The sequence below is a fragment of the Alteromonas sp. LMIT006 genome (assembly GCF_024300645.1).
Classification (GTDB): Bacteria; Pseudomonadota; Gammaproteobacteria; order Enterobacterales; family Alteromonadaceae; genus Opacimonas; species Opacimonas immobilis.
Genome location: NZ_CP101291.1, coordinates 2,362,724 through 2,387,496, shown reverse-complemented (window position 1 = coordinate 2,387,496; position 24,773 = coordinate 2,362,724). Strand labels below are relative to the sequence as shown.

The window sequence follows — 24,773 nt, the reverse complement described above, 5'->3', positions numbered from 1 at the left end:
TAGATGACAATCGCGACGCGGCCGCTATACGGTTTAGGCTTAGCGGTCACCACTGCCGTGTTATGGGGTGTGTTGCCGCTGTTTTTAAAAATTTGTTTGCAAGCAATGGATGCCAGCACCATTACTTCGTTGCGCTTTTTGGTGGCGGCGTTGTTTGTGTTTGGTGTGCTTCTGCTTCGTCGCAAACTCCCACGCAAAGCACAATTTCAAGGCAATACTCTTGCTTGGGTTATATTTGCTTGTGTCATGTTGGTGTTGAATTACGTCACCAATGTCATCGGTCTGGAGTACCTTAACCCAGAGACTGTGCAGGTCATCATGCAACTTGCACCATTTTTGTTGATGCTTGGCGGGGTGGTCATCTTAAAAGAGTCATTTACGCGCAAACAACAACTTGGTGCACTCTGCCTAGTGCTTGGTATGGCGCTGTTTTTTCATCAGCGTTGGCAAAGTTTATCGGTCTCAACCACAGAATCGCCGATTGGCATGTTGATCATCATGTTTGCTGCGACCGCATGGGCAATTTATGCACTAGCGCAAAAGCCATTGCTCAACACCTTCTCGGCTCAGCAATTAACGTTATTCATGTATGCGGGGGGATTTATTATATTAATCCCTCTGACAGACTTTGGCGCGATATGGCAACTTAACTCTTTGCAATTTTGGGCATTGGCGTTCTGTTGCGTCAACACCATCATCGCTTACGGTGCGTTTACTGAAGCCATGCACGTCTGGAGTGCCGGAAAAGTCAGTGCCGTGATTGCTACGGCCCCGATATTCACGTATGTCAGTATGGGCTTTGCCGAAGTATGGATGCCGGATGTCTTTGTCCTTACCCCGTTAGATGAAGTCGCTTACGTCGGTGCGGTGATGGTCATTGCGGGTTCGATCTATACGTCATTATCTAAGCGCTCCGTTCAGAAATAGCGTATACTAGTGTCCATTCTTAACGATTTTATTGGTTCACGTGCAATACCTATACATAGATACGCCGAGCGCTCTGCGCGAATACTGTGAACATGCCGCAACTAAGCGCGCGGTCGCAGTGGATACCGAATTCGTTCGCACGCGTACATTTTATCCCCAGCTTGGTTTAGTACAATTATTTAATGGTGAACAAGCGGCTTTGGTCGACGTGATTGCGATAGACGACTGTTCCAGTCTCGTAGCATTGTTAACTAACCCCAATGTGGTCAAAGTCCTGCACGCACCGTCTGAAGATCTCGAAGCCTTTCACCACGCGTTTGGTATATATCCCAATCCAATGTTTGATACACAAACCGCGGCACAATTACTCGGTATTGGCAATACCATGGGCTATGGACGAATGGTGGAGGCGCTCTTGGAGGTATCACTAGAAAAAGGTGAATCACGCACCGATTGGCTGCGACGCCCACTGTCACCTGAGCAGCTGAGCTATGCTGCCGATGACGTAATCTATTTATTGCCGTGTTACGAGCAGATCACTGAGCGACTTACTCCTCATCAAGCACAAATAGTTCGTGATGAAATGGCTCTATTAGTGGATCGCAAATCTGCCGTCATGCCACCAGAATTCGCATATCTTAGTTTCAAAAATACGTGGAAGTTAGCGCCTAGAAACTTATATGTCCTAAAAGAACTGGCTGCATGGCGTTTGCGCTATGCCAGAGAGCATGATGTGACCGTTAACTTTGTGACGCGTGAATTGGGCTTGTTTGAAATTGCGCGGGATTTACCCAAGCACAAAGGCGCATTATTTCAAATGGACTTGCTTGCTCCGCAAGAAGCACGTAAGCATCATGCGGTATTTTTGGATATCGTACACAAAGCACTGACATTGAGCGAGGATGCGTTACCTGACGCCTTACCACGTCTGACGGATCGCAATGGATTTAAAAAGCTCAGTGCAGAGATCAAAGCCCAGTGCCTCCCTTTGGCGGAACAACTTGGCTTAGACATCGCGTTTGTCGCATCAAAACGTCAAATCTCGCAGTTGATCAGTTATCACTGGACAGCGATGGACGAAACGCGAGCACAAGGGCTACAACCAGAATTACTGACCTATTGGCGGGGCGAAGCGCTTGCTGATAAACTATTACCATTATTACCAAAGTCTTGATATATGAACGCGATTACTGACCAATTTCCAAATATGAAACTGCTTGCGGCTGTCTATAAGTCATCCCGTAAAGCAGATACGTATTTATATATTTGCAAAAAAGACGATTTCTCTGAGGTACCAGAAGCGTTGATGAAACATTTTGGTACACCGAAGTTCGTGATGCCATTACCTCTGCCTTGTCCCAAGCCCCTAAAAGGCGTGGAAGAAACCAAACTCATGGCGGCATTGGACGAGCAAGGCTTTTATTTGCAGTTACCGCCGGCACAAGAAAGTTTGCTCGAAGCGCATCGCAAGAGTTTGGGGCTTGATCCAAAGCCACATGATATCAAATAACGCTATTTAACCTTTGTAATGTAGACGCCATGGCCAAAACGCTTACACCCAATTACCAAGCTTTGTTGGACTCCAAGTACTGGGAAGACACCGCTTTACAAGATATGAATACCGAGCAATGGGAAGCCCTTTGCGATGGCTGTGCTAAGTGTTGCTTGCATAAGGTGATGGACGATGAGACGGTTGAAACGCCTCATTATACGAGCGAAGGTGAATCCGGAGAAACGGTGTATTTTACGCAAGTGGCATGTCAGTATTTGCATGACAAACAATGCGGCTGTACGGTTTATGCAACGCGCACCCAAAAAGTCCCGCACTGCGTTAAACTCACTCAAGATAATTTGGATGCGGTATTTTATATGCCGCCCAGTTGTGCGTATCGACGACTGCACGAGAATAAACCATTACCTTCGTGGCATCCTTTGCTGAACAAAGGCAAAAAGAGCAAAATGCACCAACTCGATATGTCAGTACGTGGCAAGACCATCAGTGAAAACGATGTGTTTGAAGAAGATTTACCCGAACACATCGTGATTTGGCCGTTGGAGATCGCTGATTAAACGATCATCCGTTACAAAGTGCCAGTTAAAATGCTCTTTGCGCGACTAGTCGGTTGCCAATGACCATGAGCCACAATACAGCGTAAATCCCAAAAACAACTCGCATCCACTCGGCAAAGCCCATCGATAAAAACTGCCAAGAATCATCATCACACATGCCCGTCGCGGCAAAAAAGCCAGGGATCCATTCATGTAATGGCAGAGCAAAATTGGGCACAATTTCACAAAAGCCAAAAAACGGATTGCTATTGGCGATGATTTCGACATGTTCTTGTGCCAGCATAAAGCCCCAAACGGCACCAACTATCCAGCCAATATAGCCGATGAGTCGCAATAAAGCGTGGTTATACATAATAGGGAGTAAAGCAGCAATGCCAATCCCCAACACCGCTGTGCGCTGATAAATACACATGACACAAGGTTGTAAATCGTACACATGTTGCATCACGAGAGCCGTGATGAGTAAACCGAATGCGCTAAAACTTAATAAAGCCCATGAGGATTTGTGGGTGGACCATTGGCTGAGCCATTGCATACAAATAAATTCTTGTTTTTGACGTTTTATATATCTTACTAAAGGATGATGCAAAACAAAATTTCTGATTTGCATTTTATCTGGTACAATGAGTTATCGTTAAGTTTGAATTAAGCAATATGATCTACAAAGCACAAAGTCCAGCTAGTTTTGCTGAAGAGTACATTGTCGAGTCAATTTGGAGTGGCCGCTTTCCACCAGGGACGATTTTGCCTGCAGAGCGTGAACTCTCAGAACTGATTGGCGTGACTCGAACGACTTTGCGCGAGGTCTTACAGCGTTTAGCTCGTGATGGTTGGTTAACCATTCAACACGGCAAGCCGACCAAGGTGAATAATTACTGGGAAACTTGTTCGCTTAATATCCTTGAAGCCTTGGCGCGTTTGGATCCAGCCAACACGCAAGATTTGATTGATAACTTGCTAGCGGCTCGAACGAATGTGTCCGCTGTATTCATTCGCGGTGCCATTAAGCAAAACCCAGAAAAAACCATTGAAATCATTTCACGCCATGCCAATGTTCCGGAAGACGGCGCGGCCTTTGCGGTTTTTGATTACCAAATGAATCACGATTTGGCGTTTGCTTCGAACAACAATGTCTATGTGTTGTTGATGAATGGGTTTAAAGCTATGTACAGTCGTATAGGCTCATATTATTTTTCAGATCCTAAGGCGCGAGAGTTAGCCCGAGCGCTCTATACTGATTTAATTGTTCTTGCGCAAAACAACGATAGTCGCTCAGTACCGGCAAGAATTCGTCAATATGGTATTGAATCAGGTAAGATCTGGGCGGAAATTCGCGAAGATATGCCTTCTGATTTAGTTGATTAAGTTTTACCAGTAACACTTCGCTTACATTACTTAAAATAATTTAACTTTTCACTTCACAGTTTTCCTTTTTCTTTGTTACACTGGTACGATGAGTAAGAAAGGGGAAATTGTGTCTCAAGCTAAACGATTTGATTTTGTCATTATTGGTGCTGGCTCTGCAGGTTGTGTCTTAGCCAATCGTTTGGTAAAGAATACTCCTTTCAATGTGGCGTTAATCGAAGCTGGTCCTTCTGATAACCATCCTGCAATTCAAATTCCATTTGGACTCTCGGTACTTTCGAGATTCAAAGGATTCAATTGGGGCTTAACAACGTCTCCGGAGCCTCATTGTGCTAAGCGTAAGATGTTTTGGCCACGAGGTAAAACACTGGGGGGCTCATCTTCGGTCAATGCCATGGTTTATATCCGAGGCGATAAAGTGGACTATGATGCTTGGGCAGAGAAATGTGATGCCCCACAATGGCGCTTTGAAAACCTTCTTCCAATCTTCAAACAACTAGAAAATAACGCTCGAGGCCCCGACGCCTATCACGGTATTGGCGGTGAATTGTCAGTTTCTGATCCTAACCATGTAGATGACTTGTCCCATGCTTGGATCACTGCTTGTGAAGAAGCAGGTATTGCGCACAATCCAGATTTTAATGCTGCGTTACGTTATGGTGCTGGCTTATACCAAACGACCACAGGACAAGGTAAGCGTTCTTCCAGTGCACGCGCGTTTTTGACTCCCATTCTCAATAATCCAAGGTTTACACTTTTTACTGAAGCTACGGTCTCTAAGATTTTGTTTGATGACAAACAAGCGGTAGCTGTAGCAATGAAACACCAGGGCAAATCATTGCGTGTTGAGGCGAGTAAAGAAATCTTATTGAGTGCTGGCGCGGTTCACTCTCCGCATATCTTGATGCAATCTGGAGTAGGGGATGGAGAACAGCTATCCCGTCATGGCATTGATGTGGTTCATGATTGCTTTGGCGTGGGCAAAAATTTACAAGATCATCTTGATGTCATTGTGCAAGCAAAAGCTACTCGCTCATGTGGCTATGCGATAAGACCGATGCAATGGGGGCAGTACATTAAAGGTTTCTTTGATTACGCCAGCAAAAAACAAGGGCTGTTTACTTCCAATATTGCTGAGGCGGGTGGATTTGTGGCCAGTCGCTATGGCAGTGTACAGCGCCCTGACATTCAGCTGCACTTTATTCCTGCTGTGCTGCTCGATCATGGTCGGCAAACGAGTTTGCAGTATGGCTTTGGCGTGCATGCATGTAACTTATATCCTTTTTCACGTGGTGAGATTCAGCTGAGTGAACAACCCTCACACGAATCGCCCATCATTAAAGCGAATTACCTCAGCGATATTCGAGATATCGAAATTATGCAAGATGCCCTGCGCGTCGCACAAAAAACACTCCTACAACCTGCTCTAGCTCCTTGGCAACCAGCTTTAATGGAGCCAATCAGTGAATTAGACGGATCAGCTCAAATCGATTTTATAAAGAATCATGCTGAGACTATCTATCATCCTGTGGGCACCTGCAAAATGGGACGAATCAATGATCCTGATGCGGTGGTCAACCCTCAGCTTCAAGTGATTGGTCTTGGCAACTTACGTGTAGTGGATGCCTCTATTATGCCAACGATCATTGGCGGTAATACCAACGCTCCCACGATGATGATTGCTGAACACGCTGCACAAATGATAATAACAACACATCTCAAGGATACCCAACATGAACTCACCTCAAGTCGCTAATGCCAATGCGCATCCTTATCCGCATTTATTCCAGCCATTGGATTTGGGCTTCACTACACTCAAAAATAGAGTACTGATGGGCTCGATGCATACCGGTCTTGAAGAAGAGCCCGGCGCGCATCATAAATTGGCTGAATATTTTTCTGAACGAGCACGAGGTGGGGTCGGTTTAATGGTTACTGGGGGCATTGGCCCTAACGCAGAAGGCGCGACGCACGCAGTATCAAGGCGTTTGGATGATCCGGATGTATTTGCCGAGCATCAATATGTGACCCAAGCAGTGCATGAAAACGATGGTAAGATATGTATGCAAATATTGCACACAGGGCGTTATGCATTTAACAACAATCTTGTAGCACCGTCTCCTATTCAAGCGCCAATTAATATGTATCAGCCCAGAGAGTTGAGCAGTGAGGAAATAGAAATACAAATTCAAGACTTTGTAAAAACTGCGCAACTGGCTAAAAAAGCCGGGTATGATGGCGTTGAAATCATGGGTTCAGAAGGGTATTTTTTAAACCAATTTATTGCCAAGCGCACTAACCATCGCGAAGATGAATGGGGTGGAGAATATGCTAATCGCATGCGTTTACCAGTAGAAGTCGTGCGCCGAGTTCGCGAGGCAGTAGGTAGAGAGTTCATCATTATTTACCGTTTATCCATGCTTGATTTGGTCGAGGGGGGCTCAAGTGCCGATGAAATTGTTACCCTTGGTCAAGCAATTGAACAAGCTGGCGCGACCATCATCAATACTGGGATCGGCTGGCATGAAGCGCGTATTCCAACCATCGCTACGCGGGTACCCAGAGCGGCATTTACCTGGGTAACGGCTAAGTTTAGAGCGGCTTTATCGGTGCCGGTTATTACTTCAAATCGCATTAACACGCCTGAGGTTGCTGAACAAATATTAGCGCGTGGCGATGCGGATATGGTGTCCATGGCACGTCCATTTTTGGCTGATGCGTATTTTGTGCAAAAAGCCTTTGAAAACCGTGCTAATGAAATCAATACCTGTATTGGCTGTAACCAAGCCTGCTTAGACCATGTGTTTGCTATGCAACATGCGTCTTGTTTGGTGAATCCTCGAGCGTGTCGTGAGACAGAGCTACATATTCGACCCACTACACAACCCAAACACATCGTAGTGGTGGGTGCTGGTCCTGCAGGTCTCGCTGCGGCAACCACTGCAGCTGAGCGAGGTCATACAGTTACGCTCATCGATGCAGCGGATGAAATTGGTGGGCAGTTCAACATCGCTAAGCAGATTCCAGGTAAAGAAGAGTTTTACGAAACCTTGCGGTATTTTGGGGTACTTCTCGATAAATACGGCGTAGATGTGCGACTCAATACTCGGGTTACCGCACATGAACTGAATGAAATGAATTGTGATGAGGTTATCCTTGCGACAGGTATCACGCCGCGCACACCAGACATTGAAGGGGTAGACCATCCTAGTGTATTGAGTTACATCGACGTGTTGCAACACAAAGTTGAAGTGGGGCGTCGCGTTGCGATAATCGGTGCGGGTGGAATTGGTTTTGATACCGCCGAGTATTTGTCTCACGGTAAAAGCTCTCCAAGTACCGATATTCCGGCCTTTATGCGCGAATGGGGAATTGATATGTCCTTGCAAGCACGAGGTGGGATTGAAGATGTGCAACCCTTACCGGAACCGTCCCCGCGTCAGATTTATTTGTTGCAACGTAAATCCAGTAAAGTTGGGGCCGGTCTTGGCAAAACAACAGGGTGGGCGCATCGGGCAAATCTTCTGATGAAAGGTGTCAAAATGCTTGCCGGAGTGAGTTATCAAAAAATCGATGATGAAGGCTTACACATTTTGGTCAATGGCGAAGTACAAGTATTAGAGGTTGATAATGTCATCATTTGTGCAGGGCAAGAGCCGCATCGAGCCTTGGTTGAGGGACTTGAAAAGTCTTATCATTTGATTGGTGGCGCTGATATCGCAACAGAATTAGACGCTAAGCGTGCAATCAAACAAGGTACCGAGTTGTGTGCCGAATTGTAAGCAAACATGACATTGGCCTCATTCTTTGATTGATTGAACTTAATTTCGTGAGGTAAGTAATAGCTTGCCGTTTGTTGCATCGAATTGCCATGCAAAACGATGCAATACATTCATGCCTAATAACCCATCAAAATCATTCGCTAATTCGGCTTGATTGAGCACGACGATATCCATCTCTGCAAAGGTCCATTGGCCAAATCGAGCGCCATTTAACCGGTATAACTCGCCTTGACTTTGTCCATTGGCCGTATTCACCACGATGCGTCCAAGAAATTGTTTGTTAGAGGCAGGAATAGTTGCAAACGCATTTTGACTGATCGCGGTTGTGGAAGCTCCTGTATCGAGTAATAGCGTCATTGTTTGCCCGCCTAACCTGATCTCGGTCAGCCATTGGTTGCCGTATGGCATGAGTGCAATGCTTGAAGCGTATTGCTTATTTTGGCTAGACAATGCGTCTGAACTGTTGGAGTTATTAGTCGTATCGCCATATCGTTGGCGCCATCGTTCCACCACACGCCGGTATATCACATCTTCCGGTGTCACGGCTCCCAAAGTATTGAACATCGCATTGGGTAAGTTTTGTTCGGCATAGCTAGTCGCTAGGGTTTCGATAAAACCGCGATGCAGTGGATCAACTTGAATCAACGGCTCCAGCAGTAAAGACAAAGCATACCAGTCTTGATTAAACATTAATGCTCGAATCAAATTCTGCACGTGATCATCAATATAGTCAGAGATGTTGGTCGAAATGGCAGGATCATCGACTTGGTTTAAAAGTTGATACAGATAGGCTATGCCAACCGCGCTGGTTTGAGTATGGATCAAATATTGCCCTTCAATAAATAATACCTGCCAGTCTCGGGGGTGCTTAGCCAGATACTCTGTTATGAGTGGGCCAAGAGACAGCCATTGTTGTTGCTCATATAAGGTGAGGATCTGTTCTTTTAAACTGTTTTGCTTAGTGGGTAGGGATAGTCTTTGGCTTAACCTAGATGTGTCGGTGTGATGCGATGACTCCAATTCTTGTGTTGCGATCGGATTGTAACTTGAAGTGGAGAGGGAGGCAGCGTGCTCAATCGTATGCAATCGATACCATAAATAGGCATTGGCCAACAGAGATAGAACAAGCAACACTCGTATCATTACGCACCCACCTCTAACGCATAGGCACGGCCGTAACACTCCGCAAATCGCGCTGGCATCCGCCTTGGTTTTCCGGTGCTCAGTGTAATGCACACAAAATCAGTTCTTGCAGTTAATACGCGTTGCTGGGACTGATTATAAAATTCAAAGCCTCGGGATAAACGCAATTTGTTGTCGCAAGCAATAATAGCCGTCCGACATTCTATTGTCTCGCCATAATGCACAGGAAGAAGATAATCAATGTTGTGGTGAGCGATCACCATACCAGCATCGAGTTCACGGTATTGAGCGATGTCTAACCCCAAGTGATTAGAATGTGCCCAAGCGGTGACTTCTAGTTGTTTTACATACGAAGTATTATTGACATGACCGTAGTGATCGATGTCGTTTTCTGCAGGCTGCCACAGACACGTATAAGGGTAATGTAAATGTATTTTGACTGGCATCTCGTAAGGTATATATGGTAAACAACGACATTATGACGTAGCATATCAGCATATAGTCAGTGAGTGAACTCTTGTGAATTACGCTAATCGTCACCATTCTGAAGTCCTGATACGCTTATTTGATGATACTTTTTACAGCGAATACAATACGCGACTCGTACGAGGCGATGATGAGCCAGTGTATTTGCCTGCTGATCAAAGTTGTCCATATCATCGGGTGGTTTATGCCCATGGTTTTTTTGCAAGTGCGTTACACGAAATCGCACATTGGTGTATTGCAGGAGAAACTCGCAGGAACCAAGTGGATTACGGCTATTGGTACACTCCAGATGGCCGAGATGAAGAACAACAAAAAGCGTTTGAGCAAGTGGAAGTTAAGCCTCAGGCCATTGAGTGGGCTTTTTCAATTGCGTGTGATTTTAAGTTTAACTTCTCATTAGATAACTTAAATGGCGCGCCTGCGGATATTTTGGGGTTTCAATCTGCCGTGGCAAACGAGCTTTCACAAATGCTGAACTATGGTTTTCCTAAGCGAGCTCAACAATTTATAGATGTATTACGCGCCAATTATTTCCCTGACGCCATTGTGCGCCCCTTAACTCGCGCACAGCGTCAAATCAATGAAATGACCCAGCGTTACTCCTTGCCGTTGGAACGTTCTTAATGTTACAGCGCAAGTTTCGTCTAGGCTTAATTGTCAATCCTTATTCTGGTATCGGTGGCGCTCTCGCCTTCAAGGGAAGCGATGGTGCTGAGATCCGTGAGAAAGCGCTTGCCGCTGGAGCCCCCCAACTGGCTATGCCCAAAACTCAAACCGCCTTAGACCAGATAACGGACAACTTGGATGCCTTATCCATTGTAACCGCTGCAGGGGATTTGGGGGAGAATGTCGCTCGCACTTTGCTTGACGATGTGACGGTCGTATACCAAGGGCAACAACCGCAAACTGAAGCTGAAGATACGATTCAAGCAGTACAGGCGATACTGGAAGCCGGTGTGGATTTATTAGTGTTTGCAGGCGGTGACGGTACTGCCCGGAATGTATGCAGTGTATTTGATAATCGTTGTCCAGTACTCGGTATTCCAACCGGTTGCAAAATTCACAGCGGCGTCTTTGCTATCTCGGCAAAAGCAGCGGGGCAAGTCATTCAGTTAATGCTCAATGGTGAGGTAGTGTCTGCCATATATGGCGAGGTGAAAGACATTGATGAGCAACAGTTTCGCTCAGGTCGTGTCATTGCCAAACTCTATGGTGAAATGCTGATCCCTGAAGCGCTTCAATATGTGCAAGCGGTCAAAATGGGCGGCAAAGAATCCGACGAGTTGGTACTTGCTGATTTAGCAGCACAAGTAGACGAGGTCATGCAGGATTATCCTGACCACTTGTTTGTGATGGGATCGGGTTCTACGGTTGACTTTATTGCGAATGAATTGGGTTTTGTCAATACGTTACTAGGTGTTGATGTGGTCAAAGACTTCAACACCATCGCTCAAGATGTGACGGCATTAGAGTTATTTGAGTTAGTGAAAGACTCACCAGCCAAGCTTGTGATTACTTTGATAGGTGGTCAAGGACATGTTTTTGGGCGCGGGAACCAACAGTTAAGTCCACAAGTTATTCGTACAATCGGTCGTGAGAACATCATCATTGTTGCCACCAAACAAAAACTTCACGCTCTCAAACAACGTCCTTTGGTTTGTGATACGAGTGACCCTACCTTGGATGAGGCGTTATCCGGTGTGATTGAAATCACTACAGGTTACCGTGACAAGGTGTTTTATCGCTTAGGAGTTGATTATGCCAGTTAACGCAATTGATACGGTTGAACAAAAAATAGAAAATATTGAAGCCCAATTGCTTGATGCAGTGAATTTAGTGAGCGATGAAGAGTTGTTTTTTGCTAGTTATTTGCACGGGCATTTTGATTTGGTCATCGTGCACACTTTGGCACAACCCGAACCCAGTGTCTCTATGATGGATCGGATCATGCAGCAAAGCTTGGCAAAAGCATTTGCCAATGGTGAGCTCGAACAGGAAGAACAGGAAAGTGTGTTAGCACTGTGGCAAAATTTGATAAAAACATAACACGAGATTGAAAAATTCGAAGATTGAATGTTTTAAATATCGTATTGCGCTTGTCTGATCAGCGAGCGCATCAAGAAACGATTCGGTTGCAAGGCATCGAGCAGCGTTTGCGACATAGGTAATGGCCCACCAATAATGTGTGCCAGTAACACTGCACTTAATAGAGGCGCAGTCGTCAGTCCCCTCGAGCCCAACCCAGTAAACAGGTAAAGATTATTATAGTTCGCTGCAATCCCGTAATGCGGTAAGGGCAACGCTTTATACAAATCTTGATATAAATCTTTTTGCTTATGTATGTCAGGCAATGCCCCGAGTAATGGCTGATGGTCGGGGGTACTACAGCGAACTGCAGCTCGACCATGTGAGTCTCGGCTCAACGTATCATACCAAGTGTGTCCAGCCATGGCTTTATCATGCGTCTGCCAATTTTTTTGGGAATCTTCTTTATGGTATTCTAAATCAATATTGGTTTTGTCATAGGTCGAACCCAGCGCATGGTACCCTTTATAAGCTGGGGTAAAATACCCTTTATGACAGATAACAGTGCCTAGCGCCTGAGAGGAATCGTTGGCCGGTACATGTTCGATTTGGCCTTTTACCAAACGATAGGGAAGGGGGGCTAATTCCTGTAGTTGAGGACTGTGATGTCCCATTGCAAGAACCAGAGGTATTTCTTCTGCTTGCCAAGCCTTAAGTGTGTCATTATCGATATGGGTTTGCGTTTGAACCGCGCACTCACCTTCTCGTTTGGCTTGCTCAATAAGCGCATGGACTAGGCTTGGCGGGTCTACCCAACCGCCTTGTGGGATAAACAAGCCATCATGGTTAATGGTCACTCCAGCGAGTTCTGATGCCAACGTTGCATCAACCCCCTTGACCAGTTCAGATGGCCAAAGCCCTTTTTGTTGAAGTTGTAATTGTCTCTGTTTCACCGCGTCAGAATGAGCCAATAAAAGTACCCCACACTGCTCATAACCAAAATCTTGTGTTGTATGTAAAGTATTGTAAAAGCGCATGGCATAGCCAAAACAATGCGCCTGAATCAGGCTGGCGATGGAAATATCACTGGTCAACTGAGGGTACAGTCCTCCACTATGATTCCCCGAGGCACCTTGTGCGAGCTCATCATCACGACAATATACTTCGACAGATAAGCCCATTCTAACGGCTTGTAACGCTAAAGTGCCAGAGGCGATTCCGCCACCAATGATGCGAATTATGTGTGGCTTAGTTGGAACCGGTTGACGCGCATAATAGGGGGCTCGGTTGGTGGTTGTTTGCTCCGGTTTCTTATCTAATGTCGCGGTCAGCATGTCGCGTTTGCGGCCGAAGCCTTTGACTTTTTTGATAGTAAATCCGGCATCCATCAAGCCGCGTTTGACAATGCCTGACGCGGTAAATGTCGCCACCGTCGCATTGCATCTAGACAATCGAGCCATAGCTTGAAACAGCGTTGGTTGCCACATGTCGGGATTTTTACTGGGGGCAAACCCATCCAAAAACCATGCATCCACAAGGCCATCGGTTTCCATAGGCATAGAAGGTAGGGTGGTCAAAATATCACCGAACCACAGATCCAAACTAATGCGTGCAGCATCCAGAATAAATTCTAAGCGATGACATCCTTCAATCGCTGCTGGATATTGTGCGATCAATTGCTGAGCCACACTCTCTAAACTTGGATACTGAGTTAATGCTGTTTGCAAATCAGCGAGTTGAAGAGGGTATTTTTCAGTACTGATCAGATGCAGATGACGGCATGGCGAATCTGGATGATTGTTTCTAAACTCAGCAAAATGTTGCATAGCCCTTAAGCAATTTAAACCAGAACCAAAACCTGTTTCAGCAATCACAAAAAGAAATTGCGTGTGTTCTTGCCATCTTTGCGGGAGTTGATTGTGCTCAATGAACACATAATCTGTTTCCCTTAAGCCGTCACCGTCGTTGAAGTAGACATCATCAAAAGCATCTGCAACAGGCGTACCGTTTGGTTTAAAACTGACTTTGGCATGTTCAATGGGCATAGTTGATTAGAGGAGTTGGATTTGCTGATATATGGCATTGTAAGATGAATTTGCTATGATGTCAGTGGCTTTGCTTTTTTTGTGAACCAAAAAAGCAGACCAGTTTTACATTTTTTTCACGTACACTGTGCACGGTAATTTATATTTATAATTGATAAGGTAAGTCATGAGAAGAGCAGTTATCACTGGATTGGGGATCGTCTCCAGTATTGGTAATAATGCAGACGAAGTTCTTGCATCGTTGAAAGCTGGCAAGTCAGGTATTTCTTTTTCTGAACAATTCGCAGAGAAAGGTTTGCGCAGTCAGGTCTGGGGCAAAGTTGACCTCGAATTAAAAGATCACATTGATCGCAAACAAATGCGCTTTATGGGTGATGCTGCCGCTTATGCTTATCTTGCAATGGAGCAAGCGGTCAAAGATTCAGGTCTGAGTGAAGAGCAAGTATCCAACTTGCGCACAGGTATCATTGCGGGCTCAGGTGGCGCTTCTTCACAAAACCAAGTAGATTCAGCAGACGTGTTACGTGAACGCGGTGTCCGTCGTGTTGGTCCTTACATGGTAACCCGTTGTATGGGATCTACGGTTTCAGCGTGCTTAGCAACGCCGTTCAAGATCAAAGGCGTAAACTATTCCATTTCTTCAGCGTGTGCGACCTCGGCTCACTGTATAGGCAATGCCTTAGAAATGATCCAGTTGAATAAGCAAGACGTGGTCTTTGCGGGTGGTGGTGAAGAATTGCATTGGGCGCTATCCGGTCAGTTTGATGCAATGGGGGCGTTATCCTCTTCTTACAACGATTCGCCAGAGAAGGCCTCTCGTACATACGATGCTGACCGCGATGGTTTTGTTAGCTCTGGTGGCGGCGGTATGGTCGTCGTCGAAGAATTAGAGCACGCATTGGCTCGAGGAGCACATATTTACGCTGAGATCGTTGGCTACGGTGCGACATCGGATGGCTATGACATGGTAGCGCCATCGGGTGAAGGCGCCATTCGTTGTATGCAAATGGCGATGCAAAATTTAGATAGCCCAGTTGAATATTTGAATACCCATGGTACGTCTACGCCTGTGGGTGACGTGCAAGAGCTCAAAGCCATTCAAGAAGTCTTTGGCGATAACTCTCCTGCGATCAGTGCAACGAAAGCGATGACAGGACACAGTTTAGGAGCAGCCGGTGTGCACGAAGCGATATACAGTTTGTTGATGTTAGAGCACGAATTTATCGCTCCTTCTATCAATGTAGAAAATCTTGATGAAGCAGCAAAGGGTTTGGATATTGTGTTGCAAACGCGTGAGCAACGCCTCAACACCGTGATGTCGAATAGTTTCGGTTTCGGTGGCACTAATGCCACCTTGGTGTTTAAGCGTTACGAAGCGTAATATCGCTACCATTCAGTCAAGAGCCCGCCAAGATTGCGGGCTTTTTTGTGTCAGAGAGATTCATTTAAAAAAAAGTGTATTTACATTTTGATTACATGTGCTAATTTGTTTTAAAAAGTACAAAAAAGGATTACCCCTATGACACAGACAGTTCAACAACGCGTATCAGAAGCCGAATGGCAAACCCGAGTCGATTTGGCCGCATGTTATCGTATTGTTGCTCATTATGGGTGGGACGATTTGATTTTTACACATATCTCAGCACGTGTGCCTGGACCTGAACATCATTTTTTAGTGAATCCTTACGGCATGATGTTTGAAGAGATCACCGCTTCCTCTTTAGTCAAAGTAGACTTGCATGGCAAAAAAGTGATGGACAGTGAGTTTGATGTAAATCCAGCGGGATTTACCATTCACTCAGCAGTTCATGAGGCACGCGAGGATGCACAATGTGTATTGCATTTGCATACCAATGCTGGAGTGGCGGTATCGGTGCTTGAAGAAGGGTTACAACCATACTCGCAAACCGCTTTGTTTCCGTTGAGTAATTTAAGCTATCACGACTATGAAGGGATTGCGCTGAATCCTGATGAAAAAGTGCGTTTAGTGGAGGATTTGGGAAACACCAATTTTATGATATTGCGCAATCACGGTTTACTCACGGTAGGCAATACTATACCCAATGCATTTTTGGGCATGTACGCGATGCAACGAGCGTGTGAAGTACAACTCATGGCGCAAGCGACTGGCAAGCCCTTAGTCAGTATTCCTGAACCGATTTTAGCAGGGATCAAAGCGCAAGTTGAGCAAGTCACAAATGCAATGGGGGGCGCCTTAGCATGGCCGGGGATTTTGCGAAAACTCGACCGTAACTATCCAGGGTTTCGCAGCTAAGTGTTTAGCACACTCACGCAGTATCGAGACACGGCTCATTATCGGACTATCAAGGGGCTAAAGATTGCCTACTGGCGGGATGAGCCCAGTGAAAAGGCAAAAAAAAAAACACATCTGCTGCTGTTACACGGTTTTCCTAGTGCTAGCTATGATTGGCATTTGTTATGGCCAGATTTAGCGCAACATTTTCGTTGTCATGCATTTGATTTTTTGGGTTTTGGATTGTCGCAAAAGCCCTATGGTCATCGCTACACCCTAGTTGAACAAGCCGATATTGCCCAAGAGTATCTTCGTTTAGAAGGTATTACACAATGCTGGCTTTTGGCACATGATTATGGTGTCTCTGTTGCGCAAGAATTGTTGTGCCGTCATGATCAGTATGATTTTAATATACAGCAATGTGCGTTTTTGAATGGTGGTTTATTTGCCGATCAACATCGCCCGTTACTCATGCAGCGTTTGTTGAAATCAATACTGGGACCTATGATTGTCCCATTGCTGTCAAAGCGTTCTTTGCATCAGAGTTTCACCAAAATTTTTGGTCCCCATACACCACCCTCAGCACAGCTCATCGACGTCCTATGGTAATTATTAAAGGTGAATGGTGGTACTAAAGTGATCCCCGCACTTTTGCAATACCTTGATGAAAGAGCGCTGTATGCGACAAAATGGCGTGAAACGATGCTATTACAGCAACAAAAACTGGCGTTCATCAACGGAGTGCACGACCCCATTTCTGGGAAACACATGCTTGAAGCATTCGCAGCGTGTTGCCCAGAAGCTGACACAAAATCGCTCAATGTCGGTCATTATCCTCAACTTGAAGACGCAAACGCGGTATACTCAGCATTAAAAGAAATTTGGCGTTTATAAGTTCTAAATATGCGTATTTTGTACGATGACAACATGCCCTATGCAGCAGAGTTGTTCCCGCTCTTAGGAGAGGCACGCTCGTTTAACCATCAAAATATTCATGCTGCAGATTTTGCAAGTGTGGAGGCATTGATGATCCGCTCAACGACAAAAGTAGATGACGCGCTTTTGAACCTTAGCCCACACTGTCGATTTGTCGCAACGGCAACAGCCGGTACCAACCACATGAACTTTGCAGCGCTCAACGCACGGAATATTAACCATACCAGTGCCGCCGGATGCAACGCTGAGTCCGTCGCCGAATATGCGCTGGCAGCAGCATTGCACGGTTTGTGTAAACAGCAAAAAATCGCTGTAAACGATCCCATTGATGTATTCGAAACCATCTCTGTCGGCGTTATTGGCGTTGGGCAAGTTGGACGAAGAGTCGCTCATAAATTCGCTAGTTTGGGGTGTGAGGTGGTGTTATCGGATCCGCCTCGTGCAAAAGCTGAAGGCAATTGGAAGTTGGATCAACTTGAGCAGGTTTTGCAATGCGATGTGATATGTTGTCACGCCCCTTTGGTCAAGGATGGCGAGTTTCCCAGTTTTCATATTTTGAATGAACAAGTCTTAGCTGCATTACAAAATGAACAACTATTAATCAACGCTGGGCGCGGTGAAATTATTAATAACCAAGCATTATTAACTTTAAAACGGCAAGGTGATGGTCCAATGTTGGTATTGGATGTGTGGGAAAACGAGCCAGATATCTTGTCAGAACTCATTCCATATTGTGAAATTGCCACCCCTCATATTGCTGGCCACAGTCTTGAAGGCAAGGCGCGCGGGACCTTTATGTTATTTGAATGGCTGTGTGAGCAAGTTGGTGCGACGTGTTCAGTGAATATGAATAATTATTTGCCTAACGATGACAAACAGGTATCTTGTCACGATGAAACGCTTTCTGTGGGGACGGTTAAGACCTTGGTAGAGAGCATCTATGATATAACAATTGATCATAGCGAATTTGTCCAGAACATGGCACAATCTAACCGGTTTGCACAGTTGCGAAAACAATATCGCAATGCACAATACAATCCAAATACCATAACAAGACGTGAATTTGCTACGTTGAAGATTTCATGTAGCCATACCAACACGCAAACCCTATTGAGCAACTTAGGTTTTCAAGCAACACTCGTGTTATAAATTACAGGATTTTTAATCGTTATGTCACAATCTTATAATGTCGCAGTATTAGGCGCGACAGGCCTTGTTGGCCAGACCATGATGGATATTCTTGCCGAGCGCAATTTTCCGATTAACCAACTATTTCCCCTTGCTTCAGCTCGTTCTGCTGGCGGTACGGTTAATTTTAAAGGTGAAGAGATTACCGTATTGAATGCAGATGAATTTGATTGGACTCAAGTTCAACTGGGCTTTTTCTCTGCGGGTGGTAGTGTTTCTGAAAAATTTGCACCCATTGCTGCGGAAGCCGGTTGTGTGGTCATCGACAATACTTCGCATTTCCGTTACGAAGCGGATATCCCATTGGTGGTGCCAGAAGTTAATGCTGATGCGTTAGCAAATTTCCGCAATCGCAATATCATTGCAAATCCAAATTGCTCAACCATTCAGATGTTAGTCGCGCTAAAACCCATTCATGATGCGGTAGGCATTGAGCGCATCAATGTTTGCACGTATCAGTCTGTCTCTGGTGCTGGTAAAGAAGCAATGGAAGGCCTCGCGGGTCAAACTGCGGCGCTACTCAATGCAAAAGAAGTGAACACCGAAGGTTTTTCACGTCAAATCGCATTTAACGTGATCCCACAAATTGATGTATTCATGGATAATGATTACACCAAAGAAGAAATGAAAATGGTCTGGGAAACACGTAAGATTTTTGGTGATGACAGTATTTTGGTCAATCCTACAGCCGTACGTGTACCAGTGTTTTATGGTCATGCTGAAGCCATTCATATTGAGACTCGCCAACCGATTGATGCGGAAGACGTAAAACAATTACTCGCGCAAGCGCCTGGCGTCAAACTATATACTGAGCGTGATGAGTTTCCGACCCAAGTATGCTCAGCTAGTGGCAATGATCTGACGCATGTTGGACGTATCCGTAACGACATTTCACATCCCAACGGGATTAACTTATGGGTAGTATCCGATAACATCCGTAAAGGCGCTGCAACTAACAGTGTGCAAATTGCCGAAGTATTGATTAAAGATTATCTATAATTTGATTTACCTTGATAGAAACGGTGCTTTTTAGCACCGTTTTTTTATGGTATCTTTGCAACCCAAGAAATAAAGTGAATCTTCGTTTAAAATCAATGCACTATCACTTGGATAATCACGCATGAGAGCCTCTGGCCTAATATTATTATTTGGGATATTAATTCATCTAACTTCGGTGGTGAGCGTTGCTGGTGAATTTCAGGATCTGCAACTGCGGGGAGATAAAACCGATGTTCATAGCGGTATCGTGTTTGGCCCTGTCGAGCAGAAAGATACGCTATGGAAGATCGCAAAGGATTATCGCAATTCGTCTGCTTTTGTAGGTCAGCGCCCCGATTCACTTTATCCTGTTATGTATGGGATTTATTTGCTTAATCCTCAAGCGTTCAACGATAATAACGTCAATCATTTACTCAACGATACTATGCTTGAGATGCCGACAGCGGCTTTCCTGGCTACGATTGATCCTTTAGAAGCAGAAACCAAGATCGAAGGTGATGAAACTTTATGGGCAGAGTTGCAAGCTCTCAAAAACGCAGTCACTATAGCAAGTGGTTCCTCCAATGAAGAGGTTCAAGAGCAGCACTTGCCTAGTGAAACCCGTACAGAGCCTGTTTCAATACTAGATGATAAACCAACCGAAATAGTCACCTTACCAAACGTACCCACATCTCAACTAACGACTCAACAGTTACAGGTGTTGAATGAGTTAACATCACAATACGCTATTTCTCTTGAAACAATTCAAGTATTACTCAACGAAAATGAGCGACTTGCAGACCAATTACAAAATGTGGCTGAACGCGTAGACGCGCTTTCTGGGCAGGTAAATGGTGATGTGCAAGCGCAAATTGATGCGTTAGGGGCTCTACAGGCAGAAATGTACGGGACCTTGCAAAAAGAAAACGCAAAACAAGGACCGAGCGCACTAGAGCAAGTTGCCGAGTTTGTTGCCAAACCATTTGTATTAATTGCCTTAATTTCTTTGTTAGTTTTGCTAACATTGGTTGGTTTGGGCTTGTGGTTGTTTAAACGCAATACACCAAAAGAAAGCGAAGCTCTTGAAACATTAGGTGAGGTCGATGATGAGTCTCTTTCAGAACTAGACGAGATATTTGATACGCCTACAGAGCAAGAAGTAACAGATATGGTCGCAACGGATGAATTAGCAAAAGATGAACTCGATGATCTTATGGAATTACCTGATTTGGATGGCTGGCTCAATGCAGATAGCGACGCAGAGATACTTAATGAGCTTGAGAATTCAGATTTCGATGATATTTTATCCAGCCTCGAGTCTGACAATGACAAAGACTCTTCCGACCTGAACGCATTACAAACAAAAGAAACCACTCTGCGCGACACAGTTGCCGATGGCAAACAAGAAGAGCAGGATACAACTGAATTCGATGACCTTAAATTTAAGGTAGATACGCCCGATTTTATTGATGTTAACGCTCTGCTTGATGAGTTAGATGATGAGCCTTTGCAAAATGAACCTGAGTTAGATATTTTGCAAAACATCGCAGACAAATTACCAGCACAAGCTGATGTTGAAGTACAAGAATCCGATGCAATGGGGAAGTTAGATCTGGCCAGAGCGTATATTGAAATCGATGAGTTTTCTGATGCCAAGGCTTTGCTCAATGAAGTAATTAAGCTGGGTACAAAAACTGAGTCAGCTGAAGCTAAACAGCTTCTGCAACAACTCAATGAGATCTAATCAATGAGCCGCAATATTGCTCTTGGAATTGAATATGATGGCAGTCGTTTTTATGGTTGGCAACGACAAGAAAACGTCCCGACAATTCAACAACACCTTGAAGAAGCCCTGAGCAAGGTTGCTGACGAGCCAATCACAGTGAATTGTGCAGGTCGTACAGACGCCGGTGTCCATGCAGTGCATCAAGTTGTTAACTTTCGTACTCACGCAATTCGCCCTGATAAGGCCTGGTTTATGGGCTCAAATGCCCACTTACCTGATGCAATCAGTGTTAAATGGGTCAAAGCTGTACCCGAAGAGTTTCATGCGCGTTTCAGTGCAACTGCTCGTCGCTACCGCTATGTCATCTACAATGCCAAAACTCGCCCGGCCATATTGCATCACGGCATAACTCATTGGCATAAGCCTTTGTGCGAAAAACGTATGCATGAGGCCGCTCAAAGCTTATTGGGTGAGCAGGATTTTAGCTCGTTTCGAGCCAGTCTTTGTCAGTCTAATACTCCATATCGCAACGTACATTTTTGCAAAGTATTTCGTTGTGAGCAGTATGTGGTAGTGGATATTCAGGCAAATGCTTTTTTGCATCATATGGTGCGCAATATTGTCGGTTCGCTGTTGCTTATTGGCTCCTCAGAACAACCAATAGAATGGCTTGCTGAGCTTTTGGCAGTAAAGGATCGGAGGCAAGCTGCAGCAACCGCAAAAGCGTACGGTCTGTATTTTATTGATGTGAGCTACCCAAGTGAATTTGACATACCAATGAGTCCAATCGGCCCGCTTTTTTTACCGCGTGAACCCGAATAATAGGTAATTAAAAAATAATTGTATTAAGACAAAACTTCTTAGACCAGTAACTTTGCTGAAACACGTTAGAATATGTTTTAATACACCAAATATGTTACTGGTAATAATTTTACCTAGTCAGTTTTTAGGAATATTGACCCATGAGTTGGATAGAAAAAATCCTCCCAAGAACCCAATCATCAGAAAAGTCTAACGTCCCAGAGGGCATTTGGACCAAGTGTAGTAATTGTGATGCGGTGTTATACCGCAGTGAAATTGAGCGATTGCAAGAAGTGTGTCCAAAGTGTGACCACCATATGCGCATCAGTGCTCGTTCACGTTTACATCACTTTTTGGATGTTGAAGGTCGTCAAGAAATCGGCGTCGATTTAGAGCCTCAAGATTTATTAAAGTTTAAAGATTCTAAAAAATACAAAGATCGATTAAGTGCTGCACAAAAAGCCACCAACGAAAAAGACGCATTAGTGGTCATACAAGGCACTTTGAAAGGTATGCCAGTGGTTGCTGCCAGCTTTGAATTTTCTTTCCTAGGCGGTTCGATGGCATCGGTGGTTGGTGCGCGTTTCGTAGCTGCAGTGAACGCATGTCTAGACAATAACTGTCCTTTGATTTGTTTCTCGGCGTCGGGCGGCGCTCGTATGCAAGAAGCCTTGTTGTCTTTGATGCAAATGGCGAAAACCAGTGCTGCATTGGCTAAAATGAGCCAACGTGGTTTGCCTTATATATCTGTTTTAACAGATCCAACTATGGGGGGAGTATCCGCTTCATTAGCCATGCTAGGAGATGTTAATGTGGCTGAGCCTAAAGCGCTTATCGGTTTTGCAGGGCCTCGAGTTATTGAGCAAACTGTGCGTGAAACATTACCAGAAGGTTTTCAGCGTAGTGAGTTTTTGTTAGAGAAAGGTGCGATTGATATGATTGTTCATCGAGCTCAAATGCGTGATAAGTTATTCAGTGTTTTGTCCAAACTTCATCATCAAGGCTTTACAGCCCCTGTGCTAGCAACAGAGAATGAACCCGAAAGCTGATTGGAACCTTGAGCAGTGGCTTGTTTATATCGAAGCAAGTCACCCTTCTGAAATTGAGTTAGGGCTTGATCGCACCCGAGAAGTCTATCAGCGGCTATCCCTTAATTGGGAAAGTACCACCGTCATCACTGTAGCTGGAACCAACGGCAAGGGAACTACGTGCACACTAATTGAGCAAGTTGCCCTTGCGACTCTGCGTTCTGTTGGCGTTTATAGCTCCCCGCACATTCATCAGTATGAGGAGCGTGTCCGCGTAAACGGGCAGCAGCTATCTGCTGAACAGCACGCTCAAGCGTTTTGGGTAGTTGAGCAAGCTCGGGCCGATATTCCATTGACTTATTTTGAGTTTGGTACGCTCGCTGCATTGGTTCTATTAGCACAGGCTAAACTTGATTGTGTGTTGTTGGAAGTAGGCTTAGGTGGGCGGTTAGATGCCACAAATGTCGTCGACTGTGACCTTGCAGTAATCACCTCGATTGGCCTTGATCATCAAGCCTTTCTTGGCGATACCAGAGAACTTATTGCGACTGAAAAAGCAGGTATTATGCGCCCGTATAAGCCAGCCGTGATTGGTGAGTGTGAACCACCATACACCTTACGTAAAGCGGTCACAGTGCACCAAGCAAACGCTTTTTGGGTTGGCCAAGATTTTTCTCACGCAGTAAGTGATGGTCGCTGGCATTACCATAGTCTAAATCGTCAATTTTCGACTTCTATTCCCCAAATGCCTCATCATAATGTAGCCACCAGTGTGGCCGTCATAGATGTGCTTAGCTGGCATATTAGTGACTCGCAATTGACCACTGTGATTGAGCAAACCAAGATGGAAGGAAGATTGGAAACGGCATCACTGAATGGTGAACCAGATAAAATATTGTTCGATGTCGCGCACAATCCTCATGCTGCAAAATATTTAAAGACATGGCTTGAGGCTAAGAATGTTTCCAACATTAGTGTGATCGTGGCAATGATGGCCGACAAAGATGTGTGGGGTACATTGCAACCTCTTGCTGACAAGGTGAAGTCATGGCACTGTTTATCACTGGATATCCCCAGAGCGTTACCAGCTAAAAGCATGCAATCACTTTTGTTGACACACCTGCATGAACTGACAGTGGAAGAGACGCCTGTTTATTGCAATGCACAAGAGGCGCTGGTTGGGGTGAACAAAACTGCACATGAAGTGGAATTAGTGGTAGTATTAGGGTCGTTTTTTACCGTAAGTGCGGTTCAACAAGCATTAATCGATTTTAACTCGAAGGATAATTCACAGGTGGATAAGTGAATACGGCTTTAAAAAATCGTCTAGTCGGCACCTTTATATTAGTTGCGCTAGCCGTAATATTTTTACCTGAATATTTGGATGGGAAAAAGCGCGTGCGTGAAGATATTCAAGTCGTGATTCCACCAACACCCGAAGTAGAGTTACAAAGCCGTAATTTATCTCTTTCCAGTGCTGAAGTGATTGATAAAGCGACGTACAAACCTGAAGTTCACAATCAAAGCGCTTTGGATCTCGAGAGTGAAAGTCAATCAGACAAAGCCGAATCCAATAGCGGTGAACCACAATCAAACCTAGCTCAAAAAATTGACAATAACGCTGAACCAAAGTCTAGTTCAGAAGTTGATGTTGCTAAGCCAACTATTCAGTCTCCTGAAACCGTTGAGGTAGATGAAAGCCTCGCGCAACAAACGTTGTTGACCAAAACCAAACAAGAAGGTGCAGGTTGGGTGGTTCAACTTGGCAGTTTCAAACATCAAAAGAATGTTCGAGACTTAGTGCGCAAGGTTGAAAAAGCAGGATATCGTACATTTACCCGTCCAATTCAAACACCTTCTGGTAAGCTCACAAAGGTATTTGTAGGACCTGAAATTAACCAATCAAAATTAGACGAAGCCTTGCCTCATCTAAAAGAAATCACTGGATTAACCGGTCGAATTACACCGTTTGAGATCAAATAACAGTGGCAACTGTGCAAGCTTCTGGTAAAATGCGCG

At 44.9% G+C, this 24,773-nt stretch carries 25 protein-coding genes; 21 read left to right on the top strand and 4 right to left on the bottom strand.

Annotated features, from left to right (window positions below):
* The first annotated feature begins 3 nt into the window (after nucleotides 1-3).
* The 4 genes from NLG07_RS11145 to NLG07_RS11130 are packed head-to-tail and all read left to right on the top strand — an operon-like array spanning nucleotide 4 to nucleotide 2,997.
* On the top strand, nucleotides 4-927 hold the full coding sequence (locus tag NLG07_RS11145; protein ID WP_254855516.1) for a DMT family transporter: 924 nt from the start codon (nucleotides 4-6) through the stop codon (nucleotides 925-927).
* Between the two features lie 40 nt (nucleotides 928-967).
* Nucleotides 968-2,101, top strand: a complete 1,134-nt coding sequence (gene rnd, locus NLG07_RS11140; protein WP_254855515.1) for a ribonuclease D — start codon at nucleotides 968-970, stop codon at nucleotides 2,099-2,101.
* Between the two features lie 39 nt (nucleotides 2,102-2,140).
* A complete protein-coding gene (locus NLG07_RS11135) occupies nucleotides 2,141-2,437 on the top strand; it encodes a YcgL domain-containing protein (protein ID WP_254856868.1) in 297 nt (98 codons plus the stop codon).
* A gap of 29 nt (nucleotides 2,438-2,466) precedes the next feature.
* Entirely contained in the window at nucleotides 2,467-2,997 is a 531-nt protein-coding gene (locus tag NLG07_RS11130) for a YcgN family cysteine cluster protein (protein WP_254855514.1), read from the top strand.
* A 25-nt stretch (nucleotides 2,998-3,022) separates the two neighbouring features.
* Here the strand turns inward: NLG07_RS11130 and dsbB are convergent, their stop codons facing one another.
* The gene (gene dsbB, locus NLG07_RS11125) at nucleotides 3,023-3,532 is read right to left on the bottom strand and encodes a disulfide bond formation protein DsbB (RefSeq protein WP_254855513.1); all 510 of its coding nucleotides are present in this window, start codon (nucleotides 3,530-3,532) and stop codon (nucleotides 3,023-3,025) included.
* Nucleotides 3,533-3,651: 119 nt separating this feature from the next.
* On the opposite strand from dsbB, the gene fadR reads away from it, so the two are divergent.
* The 3 genes from fadR to NLG07_RS11110 all read left to right on the top strand — a co-directional run bounded on the left by fadR (nucleotide 3,652) and on the right by NLG07_RS11110 (nucleotide 8,144).
* The gene (fadR, locus tag NLG07_RS11120; protein WP_254855512.1) at nucleotides 3,652-4,362 is read left to right on the top strand and encodes a fatty acid metabolism transcriptional regulator FadR; all 711 of its coding nucleotides are present in this window, start codon (nucleotides 3,652-3,654) and stop codon (nucleotides 4,360-4,362) included.
* A gap of 109 nt (nucleotides 4,363-4,471) precedes the next feature.
* Nucleotides 4,472-6,118, top strand: coding sequence for a GMC family oxidoreductase (locus tag NLG07_RS11115; protein WP_254855511.1), 1,647 nt, complete (start codon nucleotides 4,472-4,474; stop codon nucleotides 6,116-6,118).
* Nucleotides 6,096-8,144, top strand: coding sequence for an NADPH-dependent 2,4-dienoyl-CoA reductase (locus NLG07_RS11110; protein ID WP_254855510.1), 2,049 nt, complete (start codon nucleotides 6,096-6,098; stop codon nucleotides 8,142-8,144). Before NLG07_RS11115 ends, NLG07_RS11110 begins: the two co-directional genes overlap by 23 nt.
* Before the next feature lie 39 nt (nucleotides 8,145-8,183).
* On the opposite strand, the gene NLG07_RS11105 is transcribed toward NLG07_RS11110, so the two are convergent.
* The gene (locus NLG07_RS11105; protein ID WP_254855509.1) at nucleotides 8,184-9,287 is read right to left on the bottom strand and encodes a TIGR02281 family clan AA aspartic protease; all 1,104 of its coding nucleotides are present in this window, start codon (nucleotides 9,285-9,287) and stop codon (nucleotides 8,184-8,186) included.
* On the bottom strand, nucleotides 9,287-9,733 hold the full coding sequence (locus NLG07_RS11100; RefSeq protein WP_254855508.1) for a thioesterase family protein: 447 nt from the start codon (nucleotides 9,731-9,733) through the stop codon (nucleotides 9,287-9,289). The genes NLG07_RS11105 and NLG07_RS11100 overlap by 1 nt, the downstream gene beginning before the upstream one ends.
* 106 nt (nucleotides 9,734-9,839) lie before the next feature.
* Here NLG07_RS11100 and NLG07_RS11095 point away from each other — a divergent pair, with 106 nt between their 5' ends.
* Genes NLG07_RS11095 through NLG07_RS11085 form a run of 3 tightly spaced genes read left to right on the top strand, consistent with a single transcriptional unit; the run spans nucleotide 9,840 to nucleotide 11,819 of the window.
* On the top strand, nucleotides 9,840-10,397 hold the full coding sequence (locus NLG07_RS11095; RefSeq protein ID WP_254856867.1) for an elongation factor P hydroxylase: 558 nt from the start codon (nucleotides 9,840-9,842) through the stop codon (nucleotides 10,395-10,397).
* The gene (locus NLG07_RS11090) at nucleotides 10,397-11,542 is read left to right on the top strand and encodes an ATP-NAD kinase family protein (RefSeq protein WP_254855507.1); all 1,146 of its coding nucleotides are present in this window, start codon (nucleotides 10,397-10,399) and stop codon (nucleotides 11,540-11,542) included. Before NLG07_RS11095 ends, NLG07_RS11090 begins: the two co-directional genes overlap by 1 nt.
* Nucleotides 11,532-11,819 (top strand): YfcL family protein, encoded by a 288-nt coding sequence (locus NLG07_RS11085; protein ID WP_254855506.1) that lies wholly within the window; start codon nucleotides 11,532-11,534, stop codon nucleotides 11,817-11,819. The genes NLG07_RS11090 and NLG07_RS11085 overlap by 11 nt, the downstream gene beginning before the upstream one ends.
* 32 nt (nucleotides 11,820-11,851) lie before the next feature.
* Here the strand turns inward: NLG07_RS11085 and mnmC are convergent, their stop codons facing one another.
* Entirely contained in the window at nucleotides 11,852-13,843 is a 1,992-nt protein-coding gene (gene mnmC / locus NLG07_RS11080; protein WP_254855505.1) for a bifunctional tRNA (5-methylaminomethyl-2-thiouridine)(34)-methyltransferase MnmD/FAD-dependent 5-carboxymethylaminomethyl-2-thiouridine(34) oxidoreductase MnmC, read from the bottom strand.
* A gap of 166 nt (nucleotides 13,844-14,009) precedes the next feature.
* Here mnmC and fabB point away from each other — a divergent pair, with 166 nt between their 5' ends.
* From fabB to NLG07_RS11025, 11 genes are all read left to right on the top strand, one after another.
* A complete protein-coding gene (gene fabB / locus NLG07_RS11075; RefSeq protein ID WP_254855504.1) occupies nucleotides 14,010-15,224 on the top strand; it encodes a beta-ketoacyl-ACP synthase I in 1,215 nt (404 codons plus the stop codon).
* Between the two features lie 138 nt (nucleotides 15,225-15,362).
* Nucleotides 15,363-16,118, top strand: coding sequence for a class II aldolase/adducin family protein (locus NLG07_RS11070; protein ID WP_254855503.1), 756 nt, complete (start codon nucleotides 15,363-15,365; stop codon nucleotides 16,116-16,118).
* Complete coding sequence (locus NLG07_RS11065) at nucleotides 16,119-16,706, top strand: alpha/beta fold hydrolase (RefSeq protein ID WP_254855502.1); 588 nt, start codon at nucleotides 16,119-16,121, stop codon at nucleotides 16,704-16,706. It begins immediately after the preceding gene.
* Nucleotides 16,707-16,733: 27 nt separating this feature from the next.
* Nucleotides 16,734-16,991 (top strand): hypothetical protein, encoded by a 258-nt coding sequence (locus NLG07_RS11060; protein ID WP_254855501.1) that lies wholly within the window; start codon nucleotides 16,734-16,736, stop codon nucleotides 16,989-16,991.
* A gap of 9 nt (nucleotides 16,992-17,000) precedes the next feature.
* Complete coding sequence (locus NLG07_RS11055) at nucleotides 17,001-18,182, top strand: 4-phosphoerythronate dehydrogenase (protein ID WP_254855500.1); 1,182 nt, start codon at nucleotides 17,001-17,003, stop codon at nucleotides 18,180-18,182.
* A gap of 21 nt (nucleotides 18,183-18,203) precedes the next feature.
* Nucleotides 18,204-19,220: an aspartate-semialdehyde dehydrogenase gene (locus NLG07_RS11050; protein WP_254855499.1), complete on the top strand. Its 1,017-nt coding sequence runs from the start codon at nucleotides 18,204-18,206 to the stop codon at nucleotides 19,218-19,220.
* Nucleotides 19,221-19,341: 121 nt separating this feature from the next.
* Entirely contained in the window at nucleotides 19,342-20,943 is a 1,602-nt protein-coding gene (locus NLG07_RS11045) for a FimV/HubP family polar landmark protein (RefSeq protein WP_254855498.1), read from the top strand.
* 3 nt (nucleotides 20,944-20,946) lie between these two features.
* Complete coding sequence (gene truA, locus NLG07_RS11040; protein ID WP_254855497.1) at nucleotides 20,947-21,747, top strand: tRNA pseudouridine(38-40) synthase TruA; 801 nt, start codon at nucleotides 20,947-20,949, stop codon at nucleotides 21,745-21,747.
* Nucleotides 21,748-21,887: 140 nt separating this feature from the next.
* Nucleotides 21,888-22,775 (top strand): acetyl-CoA carboxylase, carboxyltransferase subunit beta, encoded by an 888-nt coding sequence (gene accD / locus NLG07_RS11035; RefSeq protein WP_254855496.1) that lies wholly within the window; start codon nucleotides 21,888-21,890, stop codon nucleotides 22,773-22,775.
* Complete coding sequence (gene folC / locus NLG07_RS11030) at nucleotides 22,759-24,060, top strand: bifunctional tetrahydrofolate synthase/dihydrofolate synthase (RefSeq protein ID WP_254855495.1); 1,302 nt, start codon at nucleotides 22,759-22,761, stop codon at nucleotides 24,058-24,060. The genes accD and folC overlap by 17 nt, the downstream gene beginning before the upstream one ends.
* The gene (locus tag NLG07_RS11025; protein ID WP_254855494.1) at nucleotides 24,057-24,737 is read left to right on the top strand and encodes an SPOR domain-containing protein; all 681 of its coding nucleotides are present in this window, start codon (nucleotides 24,057-24,059) and stop codon (nucleotides 24,735-24,737) included. The genes folC and NLG07_RS11025 overlap by 4 nt, the downstream gene beginning before the upstream one ends.
* Nucleotides 24,738-24,773 lie beyond the last annotated feature (36 nt).

Coding starts and splice junctions, on each gene's coding strand:
- NLG07_RS11100 (WP_254855508.1), bottom strand. CDS start 9,733: ATGCCAGTCAAAATACATTTACATTACCCTTATACGTGTCTGTGGCAG.
- NLG07_RS11050 (WP_254855499.1), top strand. CDS start 18,204: ATGTCACAATCTTATAATGTCGCAGTATTAGGCGCGACAGGCCTTGTT.
- NLG07_RS11045 (WP_254855498.1), top strand. CDS start 19,342: ATGAGAGCCTCTGGCCTAATATTATTATTTGGGATATTAATTCATCTA.
- NLG07_RS11145 (WP_254855516.1), top strand. CDS start 4: ATGACAATCGCGACGCGGCCGCTATACGGTTTAGGCTTAGCGGTCACC.
- dsbB (WP_254855513.1), bottom strand. CDS start 3,532: ATGCAATGGCTCAGCCAATGGTCCACCCACAAATCCTCATGGGCTTTA.
- NLG07_RS11070 (WP_254855503.1), top strand. CDS start 15,363: ATGACACAGACAGTTCAACAACGCGTATCAGAAGCCGAATGGCAAACC.
- fabB (WP_254855504.1), top strand. CDS start 14,010: ATGAGAAGAGCAGTTATCACTGGATTGGGGATCGTCTCCAGTATTGGT.
- NLG07_RS11055 (WP_254855500.1), top strand. CDS start 17,001: ATGCGTATTTTGTACGATGACAACATGCCCTATGCAGCAGAGTTGTTC.
- NLG07_RS11085 (WP_254855506.1), top strand. CDS start 11,532: ATGCCAGTTAACGCAATTGATACGGTTGAACAAAAAATAGAAAATATT.
- NLG07_RS11130 (WP_254855514.1), top strand. CDS start 2,467: ATGGCCAAAACGCTTACACCCAATTACCAAGCTTTGTTGGACTCCAAG.
- mnmC (WP_254855505.1), bottom strand. CDS start 13,843: ATGCCCATTGAACATGCCAAAGTCAGTTTTAAACCAAACGGTACGCCT.
- NLG07_RS11105 (WP_254855509.1), bottom strand. CDS start 9,287: ATGATACGAGTGTTGCTTGTTCTATCTCTGTTGGCCAATGCCTATTTA.
- fadR (WP_254855512.1), top strand. CDS start 3,652: ATGATCTACAAAGCACAAAGTCCAGCTAGTTTTGCTGAAGAGTACATT.
- truA (WP_254855497.1), top strand. CDS start 20,947: ATGAGCCGCAATATTGCTCTTGGAATTGAATATGATGGCAGTCGTTTT.
- folC (WP_254855495.1), top strand. CDS start 22,759: ATGAACCCGAAAGCTGATTGGAACCTTGAGCAGTGGCTTGTTTATATC.
- NLG07_RS11110 (WP_254855510.1), top strand. CDS start 6,096: ATGAACTCACCTCAAGTCGCTAATGCCAATGCGCATCCTTATCCGCAT.
- NLG07_RS11090 (WP_254855507.1), top strand. CDS start 10,397: ATGTTACAGCGCAAGTTTCGTCTAGGCTTAATTGTCAATCCTTATTCT.
- accD (WP_254855496.1), top strand. CDS start 21,888: ATGAGTTGGATAGAAAAAATCCTCCCAAGAACCCAATCATCAGAAAAG.